Here is a 7273-nt window from a genome sequence, read left to right on the forward strand (position 1 = left end):
ATCTCCAGCAAGACCTTCGTCCAGCTGCTTCTTGAACATCTCAACGCCTGTAACCACCGTCTTGCGCGTCTCGCGGAAGCCGACGATCTCAGAGTCCTCGCCCACCTTCACCTTGCCGCGCTCGATACGGCCCGTTACCACTGTTCCACGGCCAGAGATCGAGAAGATATCCTCGATCGGCATCAGGAACGGCAGGTCGACCAGACGGTCGGGCTGCGGGATGTACTTGTCCACCGCTGCCATCAGCTCGTCGATTTTGGCCTCCCACTGGGCTTCGCCGTTCAGCGCGCCCAGGGCAGAACCACGGATGATCGGGGTGTCGTCGCCAGGGTAGTCGTACTTCGACAGCAGCTCGCGGACTTCCATCTCCACCAGCTCGATCAGCTCTTCGTCTTCCACCGCGTCGCACTTGTTCAGGAACACCACGATGTACGGCACGCCTACCTGGCGAGCCAACAGTACGTGCTCCTTGGTCTGCGGCATCGGACCGTCGGTTGCTGCGACGACGAGAATAGCTCCGTCCATCTGCGCTGCGCCCGTGATCATGTTCTTGATGTAATCCGCGTGACCAGGACAATCCACGTGCGCGTAGTGGCGGTTCGGCGTCTCGTACTCTACGTGCGAGGTCGAGATCGTGATGCCGCGCTCACGCTCTTCTGGCGCATTGTCAATCGTGTCGAACGAACGGAAGCTGTTCTTCGGGTTGTGCTTCGACAGTACCTTCGTGATCGCCGCTGTCAACGTCGTCTTGCCGTGATCAATATGACCAATCGTTCCGATGTTTACGTGCGGCTTGCTGCGATCAAATTTTTCCTTCGCCATGACTCTCTCCGTAGTGCCTTTTGAACTGCTAAACCTTGTGATTCGGCACAGCTCACACCGTGCCTATCCGGCCCAAGGGCCGTGATTTCAATCCCTGACCGCGTCCTAGTAGTACGCGTATAACTTGAAGAATTTATCGCGCAGGCGGAGTTCCACCTGCTCCAGCGAGGCCAGATAGAACTCGCGGATCTGGCCCTGGTCGCCGTTGGATAGCTTTGCATACAGCGAAGCCACTTCGACACCGAGCTTACCTTTGGTAAGCACCGCCTCGAAGCTGCGGATGCGCAGACCTGAGCGCTCCAGCGACTTCAAAAACTTCTCGACGTTACGAGACGCGAAAGAGCCCTCAATCGCCTGCTTCACCGCAGTGAAGCTAGGCTGGTCGAGGACACTCATAGCCGGCCGCTCGTACAGAGCGCTGGAACGGTCTACCTGAAAGGCTGTTTGCTGCGCCATTGTTTTGAAACCTGCCTTCAAAGCCTTGCAAATCTGGAGCGGGAGACGGGAATCGAACCCGCGACCAACAGCTTGGAAGGCTGTGACTCTACCACTGAGTTACTCCCGCAACTTCAGCAAGTCAGTACGTTAGCGAGTCAGCAAGTCAGCGAAACCTTGCTGGGACGCAGCGTCTACTGCCTCACCCCAACGAAAATCTGGAGCTGATGATGGGGCTTGAACCCATGACCTCTCCCTTACCAAGGGAGTGCTCTACCACTGAGCTACATCAGCCTTACTGCACGCCGTTGGCTTTCGCCCGCAACGCGCCTCTACCAGTTTACCGCGAACGAAGCCGTCCAAGGACGACCCGGAACGCGAAAAACCCCAGCAGCAACCAAGTCAGCTGCTGGTACTTGCCCGGCTCCATCGTGCGCCAGACCAACACCGCCAACAGCGCAATTGCTGCCAGCGCGACAACCATGCGTCCCGTGCCCGAAGGGTTCATGCAACCGAACTCCTTTTGGCGGCGGAAGCAAAGCCGCGGAAAAATGGTGCACAGGGGAGGATTCGAACCTCCGTAGCGCAAAGCGCGGCAGATTTACAGTCTGCTGCCATTAACCACTCGGCCACCTGTGCCCTATTCCCGCCGATTGCCCTTCCAACAAATGCCCCGTCACATTCCCACGCAAACGCCGGCGTAAACGACTCACGCCAGAGACTTACTCAGGATTGTGGCTGGCGGACACTGCAGGCTGGAACAACAAGCAGGTACAACCAAACTCTCGTACGAATGCTGCGGAAAATCTGGAGCTGGCGAAGGGATTTGAACCCCCGACCGCCTGATTACAAATCAGGTGCTCTACCAGCTGAGCTACGCCAGCCCAAACAGCAAACTGCGCTGCCGAATCGCGCAGCGCAGCTTTGACTTTATCACAGCTGGCGCAAGCGGAAAAACCTCCCCGCAGCCACAGTACGATGATCGTCCCCTATGAGTGGCAGCGGCCATCGTCGAGTGCTCAGGCGCGAGCAAGATACCGCCCCAGCTTCCGCGGCCATTCCCTATCCATACAGGGACGTTCAACCAGCACATAAAACGCCAGGCCGACCGGAAAAACGATAGGGAACGAGAACAGCACGCCATACATGGCTGTGTGCCAGAAGCGCCCCTCGTCCAGATGAAGCCTGGCCATCAGCCAGAAGCCTCCCTGTATGGCAGGCGAATGGGTCAGATAGAGGCTGTAGCACATGCCCCCCAGCGTTGAGATCATTGGCACCCGAAAGACGCGGCTCAACCACGTACCTTTGAAGCCCCCCACTACACCGGCGAATATCAGCGCCGGCAGAACATAGAAGGCGATTCGATCGTCTACAAGAAAGATCCCAACGAGAGAACCGCTCCCTACCACGTCCCATATCCACGACGATCTCATGCGCGGCATAACAGTCAGGAACCAATCGGCCAGAAGAAATCCCACCAGGAAATACTGAAGGGAGCTAAGGATGGAAAGATGTACGCGCGTCTGGGGCAACCCAGGCGTGTGCACGCGCAGAATACTGAAGGCAACGATAGCGGCAATCAAGGCGCCGCGCCTGATCCATGGCGTCTTCGAGAAGAAAAGCACAGCCAGCAGCGGAGCCAGCAGGTAAAACTGGACTTCAATCTCTAGCGACCATGAAGGGATATAGATCATTGGATAGGTCCCATAGATCAAGCCATGCAGATACAACAGGCTCGCCCCCAGATGCGCGGTAACTACCAGCCAGGGGACACCCTTGGCCAAATGGATCAAGGGAAAACGAATCAGCAGATTGACAATGTAGGGTGGTTCAAGCCGCGTAACGCGACGCAACAGATAGGGACCAAGCCGAACCCTGGGCCCCTGTAGAAAATGCTGCCTCGCAAAGGGAATGCCCAGCACAAGGCCGCTGATGGCAAAGAAGAGTGGCACGCCCCGGGCCAGGTGACGCATAAAAGATCCCGCGTCCCCGGTGAGAGGTATGCAGAACCCGCAATCCTGCCACGACCTCTGCCCAATGTGGTACAGGATCACGGCAAGGATGGCGACGAACCGGAGCCCATCGATCTCGGGGATGTATTGTCCAGTAGTCGTTACCCGGCGAAGGGCGCGCCAGAATCCGGCATTCGGCTGGGCGATTCCGGTCTGCGAAGGGCTGACCCCCACCTTGGGTTGCGACGATGGCATTCCGTTAAGGTATACATGCGGATGCAGGTCTAGCTCAGAGTCTCTTCGCGCACATAGGCCGGCCTACTAGTCATTCTTCCCAGCGCCAATGACAGAAAGAAAGGCAAAACACGTTTTCATGCGATCATGACTCAAGCTCATACGGCATGGCTGAAGAGTCACCTTCATCATCGAATTAACATATGCGCAAGCGCACTCTGATTCCGCTGTTGATCGTCCTGGCTGTACTCGTAGCGCTGGGAATCGCCTTCTACCTGAGGACGCAGTCTCCCCCCGAGGCCGCGCGGCTGCTGCCTGAGTCCGATGCCATCGTCTACATCCATCTGAAGACTGTGCGCACGATGACTCACTTCGACACGACACCTGTGCAGCGCAGCGGAGACTTACAGCGTTTCATCGATGCCACAGGCATTGTGCCCGACCGCGACATTGACGACGCAGCCTTCGCGCTGCATCGCATGCCCAACCCCAACGGTCCCAACGGTCCCGTTGCCTACTCCGAGGTCTTCGTCGGACGCTTCGACGGGCAGCGGCTGGGGAAATATCTCGCCAGCATCGCGACCGCACGCGAAACCTACGCAGGGCGCGAGATCTACAGCATCCCCATCGAAGGCCGCACCCTGCGTGTGACGCAGCTAGGCTACGACACAATCGGCGCATCGAACACGCCGACCGCAGAACAGATCCACTCCATGCTCGACCGCTCGCGTGCCTCGGCGCTGGGCACGCCGGGATCGTCACTGCTGGCTGCGCGCTACTCCGAGGTTCCGCTGCTCTCGCAGGCCTGGGGAATCGGGCACATCGGTCTTCCCTTCGCGAAGGATGGCTACATCTCGATCCTCGGCCTGCAACTGCCGCTGCCGGAGGACACCGACCTCGTCGCCAGCCTGCGCTACAGCGGGTCCGTCCACCTCCGCATCGAAGAGATCGCATCCGACCCAGACGCCGCACAGCATACGGTGGAGACACTGACCACACTGCTGAATATCGTTCGCGGCCTAGGCAGCGCGGAACCCCCACGCAATCCCGCCGACTCCGCCATGCGAGACGTTCTGGCCTCCATCACCCTGGAACATCACAAAGACCGAGCCCTGCTCAATGCCTCCGCCAGCCTGGATCAGATCAAAGCATTGACTTCGGGTGGCAATCCCACAGCGTCCCCTCAGAGCACGAGTCCACCGCCTGCAGCATTGCTACACTAACCATCCCGATGAAAAGTGATCTTGCCAATCTGGACATCCTTCGATCCCTTGCAGTTCTTCTCGTAGCGATAGCCCATTTCTTCATGTATGCCGGAAAGCCCAACTGGTATGGATGGATGGGACTTACCGGCGTATGCCTCTTCTTTGTCCATACCTGTCTGGTATTGATGTGGTCCCTCGAGCGAGATCCCCATTCGGGCCGTTTTTATATTCGGCGACTCTTCCGCCTCTTCCCTCTATGGCTGGTTGTGCTCACCCTTGTGGTGGTCCTTAAGATTCCGACCGCTCCGCCTGCAGCACCCCACTTCGGCTACTTCTCCGCATCGGCCCGCGAGCTTCTGGCCAACGCCACGATGACCTTCAACCTATGGTTTGGAGCCAGGATCGTCGGTGCATCATGGTCCCTGCCGATCGAGATGCAGATGTATCTGCTGCTTCCCGTGCTCTTCTTCTTCATCCGCAGCACTCGGGCATTGTGGGTCTTGCTGGTCATCGAAGGGCTGGCCATCGCCTCCGTATGGACAGTTCTTGGCATCCACTCCACAACCAACGCTTCGCTCGCCATCTGTATCCCTTACTTTCTTCCCGGCGTAATGGCCTATACGCTCAGCAAAAAGGTGCGACCCACACTTCCGCCCTGGAGTTTTATCGTCTTTCTTCTGGGAATGGCAGCCGTGCATAATCGTTACGGCAATCTCTTCCGCTCCTCATTTTTCTGCCTGGCTATTGGGCTTGGGCTGCCATTCTTCCAGCAGATCACTTGGCGTCCCATGGTGCGTTCGGCGCACCTCATAGCGCGATACTCCTATGGCATCTATCTCTGCCATATCCCATCCATCTGCGTTGGACTGTACTATCTGCGCGGGCATAGCTTGGCGTTGCGCCTGGCCTCCATCCCCATAGTGCTGACTGTCTCGTCGGTTGCGCTGTACCATGGCGTCGAAGCTCCCATGATCCGGCTCGGGTCAAGACTGGCGAAGAAGGTAGAGTCGGGCCCCTCACCGAAGGTCAACGAAACAACCCTGAGCCTCGAACCCGCACCCTGATTCCATTTGCGTCTCGGGCAGAACAGCCGCAGTCATGCAACCCAGGAATCCATCGACGACACGCCCGAGCTAAGCTGGCTTCGGCCACCGGCCTTGAAGACGCTTGCCCAGGCGAATAGAGGGCTCCTCGATTGTGATGCAGAAGAGATGAGCCGCAATCAAGGTTGTCAACGCGAAGATAATGGCAAGTGCTGGCCGGGAGATTTTCCCGAAGAGGATATCCAGCACGCTGAACAGCGTTATGGAATGCACAAGGTAGAGGCTATAGGAGATTCGGCCAAGGTATTCAAGCGAACTGTGGCGGAGGAAACGAGACAAGGGGCGAAGCGTAAGCGAGGACACAATAACCGCAGCAGCCCCAATTCCGGAAATAAAATCGGACGACGCGACAATCTTTCCCAAGAGTCGTCCATATGCGAAATGATCGGGCACGTTGTAATAGAGCAGAACCCCGGTCAACAAAAGAACCCAGGACATCGCCTGCTTACCTTCCAGCCAGTTTGTGAGCCTCTCCTGATATCCGGCAAGCGTGGCGCCCAGCGCAAAAAGTGTGGCGATCTGCAGGCTTCGAAGCAGATAACCCTCATGAAGATGTAGTCGCCCGGGAATACCAAAAGCGATCAGCGCCATCAATGCGCTTACCAGGGGAGCGTTCCACCGCCGCAAAAGGTTTGAAAGCAATGGCATGACGATCGACATCTGCATCTCGAAGCCCAGCGACCAAAACGCAACGTTGAATACGACGACAGGAAACATCAGGTACTGCTCGATCAGCAGTCTCCCCGTAATGGGCTGCTGCCAGGTGTTGTTGAACCACTCGGAGAGCGGCAGATGTCTGCCCCGGAACAGCCAGGCCCCTGCGATAGAGAGCGTCGCTGCGGCAGCGAAGGGAAGATAGATACGACAGAAGCGGCGAAGCAGATATTCAACATAGTGGGCTTGACGTCCCCTCCAGTACGGCATGCTGAGAACATAACCGCTGAGAACAAAGAAGAGGACGACCGCCTGCCTCCCTGCGTCGAATGGCAACCAATACCATGGTGTTGGAGTGAAATCGAATGCATAGCGAAAGTGATGGGTCACGACCGTAACAGCCGCAAGTCCACGCAAGGCATCCAGTTCAAAGAGTCGAGAGCGCGTTGAACGCTTTTGCAACTCCTGCTCTTCAGCCATCCAATCTCTCCCAAACGAAACCGCATAACGCGATCTCCACCCGAATCCAGATATAGCGCGATGTCAATACCTCAGCGTCTCTCCATCGCGGAGTGCGACGAGATGCAGGGACAGGATCACTGAGATGTGTCTTATGCAATACCTCTAACATTTTAGAGGTTAATCCTTGCGGTGATAGTCCACCCGTAGGCCACGAGGAAGATGACTCCCTCAGCCACCCCACTCTGCTGACTATCGCATCCGTTGCGCTGTGCCATGGCATGGAAGCGCCTCTGAGCCTTGAACCCGCACCTTGAATTCTCAGAAGGACTCAAAAAAGAGGATGCGTCTCCCCACTTTCGTCTTTCCTCTTGAAAGAATCGTCTTATGTGTGACTCCACCAGCTTCC

At 57.1% G+C, this 7273-nt stretch carries 7 protein-coding genes and 4 tRNA genes; 2 read left to right on the forward strand and 9 right to left on the reverse strand.

Translation table 11 applies throughout. From position 1 onward, the window contains the following. The 8 genes from GSQ91_RS23890 to GSQ91_RS23920 all read right to left on the reverse strand — a co-directional run. Positions 1-822, reverse strand: an 822-nt coding sequence (locus GSQ91_RS23890; RefSeq protein ID WP_254064856.1) for an elongation factor Tu, incomplete at its 3' end; no start/stop codon positions are given. 105 nt (positions 823-927) lie between these two features. Further along, on the reverse strand, positions 928-1278 hold the full coding sequence (locus GSQ91_RS23895) for a hypothetical protein (protein WP_158824248.1): 351 nt from the start codon (positions 1276-1278) through the stop codon (positions 928-930). A 34-nt stretch (positions 1279-1312) separates the two neighbouring features. Further along, a tRNA-Gly gene (locus tag GSQ91_RS23900) sits at positions 1313-1387 on the reverse strand. An 89-nt stretch (positions 1388-1476) separates the two neighbouring features. After that, positions 1477-1551 (reverse strand) — tRNA-Thr (locus GSQ91_RS23905). 46 nt (positions 1552-1597) lie between these two features. Then, positions 1598-1765: a hypothetical protein gene (locus tag GSQ91_RS25610; RefSeq protein WP_174240726.1), complete on the reverse strand. Its 168-nt coding sequence runs from the start codon at positions 1763-1765 to the stop codon at positions 1598-1600. Between the two features lie 44 nt (positions 1766-1809). Beyond that, a tRNA-Tyr gene (locus GSQ91_RS23910) sits at positions 1810-1896 on the reverse strand. Positions 1897-2065: 169 nt separating this feature from the next. Further along, positions 2066-2141: transfer RNA gene (locus tag GSQ91_RS23915), tRNA-Thr, on the reverse strand. 135 nt (positions 2142-2276) lie between these two features. Continuing rightward, the gene (locus tag GSQ91_RS23920; RefSeq protein WP_158824249.1) at positions 2277-3464 is read right to left on the reverse strand and encodes an acyltransferase; all 1188 of its coding nucleotides are present in this window, start codon (positions 3462-3464) and stop codon (positions 2277-2279) included. 182 nt (positions 3465-3646) lie between these two features. On the opposite strand from GSQ91_RS23920, the gene GSQ91_RS23925 reads away from it, so the two are divergent. Together GSQ91_RS23925 and GSQ91_RS23930 are read left to right on the forward strand one after the other, a co-directional pair. Next, a complete protein-coding gene (locus GSQ91_RS23925) occupies positions 3647-4666 on the forward strand; it encodes a hypothetical protein (protein ID WP_158824250.1) in 1020 nt (339 codons plus the stop codon). Positions 4667-4674: 8 nt separating this feature from the next. Next, a complete protein-coding gene (locus GSQ91_RS23930) occupies positions 4675-5712 on the forward strand; it encodes an acyltransferase (RefSeq protein WP_158824251.1) in 1038 nt (345 codons plus the stop codon). 69 nt (positions 5713-5781) lie between these two features. On the opposite strand, the gene GSQ91_RS23935 is transcribed toward GSQ91_RS23930, so the two are convergent. Then, a complete protein-coding gene (locus tag GSQ91_RS23935) occupies positions 5782-6885 on the reverse strand; it encodes an acyltransferase (protein ID WP_158824252.1) in 1104 nt (367 codons plus the stop codon). Between the last annotated feature and the right edge of the window lie 388 nt (positions 6886-7273).

This window comes from Granulicella sp. S156, from assembly GCF_009766105.1.
Taxonomy (GTDB): Bacteria; Acidobacteriota; Terriglobia; order Terriglobales; family Acidobacteriaceae; genus Granulicella.